The organism is Stenotrophomonas sp. YIM B13575 (assembly GCF_042787595.1).
Classification (GTDB): Bacteria; Pseudomonadota; Gammaproteobacteria; order Xanthomonadales; family Xanthomonadaceae; genus Stenotrophomonas; species Stenotrophomonas lactitubi_B.
Genome location: NZ_JBHZOP010000202.1, coordinates 1 through 1890, shown reverse-complemented (window position 1 = coordinate 1890; position 1890 = coordinate 1). Strand labels below are relative to the sequence as shown.

General features: G+C 67.6%; 2 protein-coding genes. One reads left to right on the top strand and one right to left on the bottom strand.

Translation table 11 applies throughout. The features are described from left to right. Nucleotides 1-73: 73 nt before the first annotated feature. Nucleotides 74-592: a lactoylglutathione lyase gene (gloA, locus tag ACFX4F_RS20960; protein ID WP_099820589.1), complete on the bottom strand. Its 519-nt coding sequence runs from the start codon at nucleotides 590-592 to the stop codon at nucleotides 74-76. A gap of 126 nt (nucleotides 593-718) precedes the next feature. Here gloA and ACFX4F_RS20955 point away from each other — a divergent pair, with 126 nt between their 5' ends. Further along, entirely contained in the window at nucleotides 719-1831 is a 1113-nt protein-coding gene (locus ACFX4F_RS20955) for a PLP-dependent cysteine synthase family protein (protein ID WP_099820590.1), read from the top strand. Nucleotides 1832-1890: the final 59 nt, after the last annotated feature.

The following is a 1890-nucleotide window of genomic DNA, read 5'->3' as shown; positions in this document are numbered from 1 at the left end:
CGAGCGCGCAGCGCGGCCTGCTCAAGGCCGCCGGGCATGGCCCGGCGCTACCGGAATTGTGCGCCTTTCTGAGTCAGGCGTTGGAGATGATCTCGACCCAGTAGCCGTCCGGGTCCTTGATGAAGGCGAGGTTCTTCATGCGGCCGTCGGTCAGGCGCTTCTGGAAGGTCACGCCCAGGTACTCGAAGCGCTGGCAGGCGGCCTCGATGTCCGGCACCGATACGCAGATGTGGCCGAACCCGCGCGGGTCGCTGTTGCCGTCGTGGTAGACCGGTCCGTCCTGGGTCTCGGTGCCGTGGTTGTGGGTCAGTTCCAGCACGCCCGGCAGACCGGCCATCCACAGGCGGCGGCTGTCGTCATCTTCCGGCACGGTAGTGCCAGCCGGGACGTAGGCCAGGAAGTACAGGCTGAACTGGGCTTCGGCGAAGTCGCGCTTGTCGATCAGCTGGTAGCCCAGCACGCGGGTGTAGAAGTCCAGCGAGGCGGTGGCGTCCTTGACCCGCAGCATGGTGTGGTTGAAGACGAAACCGGTGGTTTCGGCCGGGGCCTGGGCGGCGACGCCGGGGACATCGCGCAGGGCGGGAATGGTCATGGGGGAGGTCCTTCAGACAGGGCCGTTGCCGGCCGGATGGGTGCCATTCTACGGGGCGGCAGCTGACGGCACCGCGACGTACAATGGCCGGATCGCACCGTTCCGTCCTGATGACCATTGCCCGCCATGTCGCAGCGTGAATGGGTGGCCGCCGCCATCCGCAAGATCGAAGCCGATTTCAACCGTTCCGCCGATACCCACTTGATCCCGCTGGCCTTGCCCGGGTTCGAGGGCATCGAGGTGTACCTGAAGGATGAATCGAGCCATCCCACCGGCAGCCTCAAGCATCGGCTGGCGCGCTCGCTGTTCCTGTATGCGCTGGCCAACGGCTGGCTGCGCGAAGGGCGGCCGGTGATCGAAGCGTCCAGCGGCTCCACCGCCGTGTCCGAGGCCTACTTCGCGCGACTGCTCGGCCTGCCGTTCATCGCGGTGATGCCGGCCACGACGTCGCCGGAGAAGATCGCGGCGATCGAGTTCCACGGTGGCCGCTGCCACCTGGTCGAGCGCGCCTGCGACCTCAACTGCGATTCGGAAAAGCTGGCCCGCGAAACCGGCGGCCACTTCATGGACCAGTTCACCTATGCCGAGCGCGCCACCGACTGGCGCGCCAACAACAACATCGCCGAATCCATCTTCAAGCAGATGGCCGAGGAGCCCAGCCCGATTCCGGACTGGATCGTGTGCAGCCCCGGCACCGGCGGTACGGCCGCAACGCTCGGCCGCTACGTCAGCTATCGCCGGCACGACACCCGCATCCTGTGTGCGGACCCGGAAGTGTCGGTGTTCTTCGACGGCTACCAGGCTGCCTTGGCCGGCGGCAATGAGTGGCGCGGCATGACCTGCAGCGGCGGCTCGCGGGTGGAAGGCATCGGCCGGCCGCGGGTGGAGTCGAGCTTCATTCCGACCAGTGTCGACGCCATGGTGAAGGTGCCAGATGCCCTGAGCCTGGCCGCGATGCGCCACGTCAGCCGCCAGCTGGGGCGCCGCGTCGGTGGCTCCACCGGTACCAATTTCATCGGCGTGCTGCAGGCCGCGCAGTGGATGCGCGAGGCGGGTCGCAAGGGCAGCATCGTCAGCATCCTGTGTGACAGCGGCGATCGCTATGCGCACAGCTATTACGACCCGGCCTGGTATGTGCGGCAGGGCATCGATGTGGACGCGGCCGACGTACAGGTAGCAGCGGCGGCGGCCGGGCAGGGCCTGCCTGGATTGCCGTGGTGCAGCCTGGAAGCGCTGTAAGCCCGTCAGGCATCCGCCGGGCATGGCCCGGCGCTACCAGGACAGGTCGGCAGCGCCGG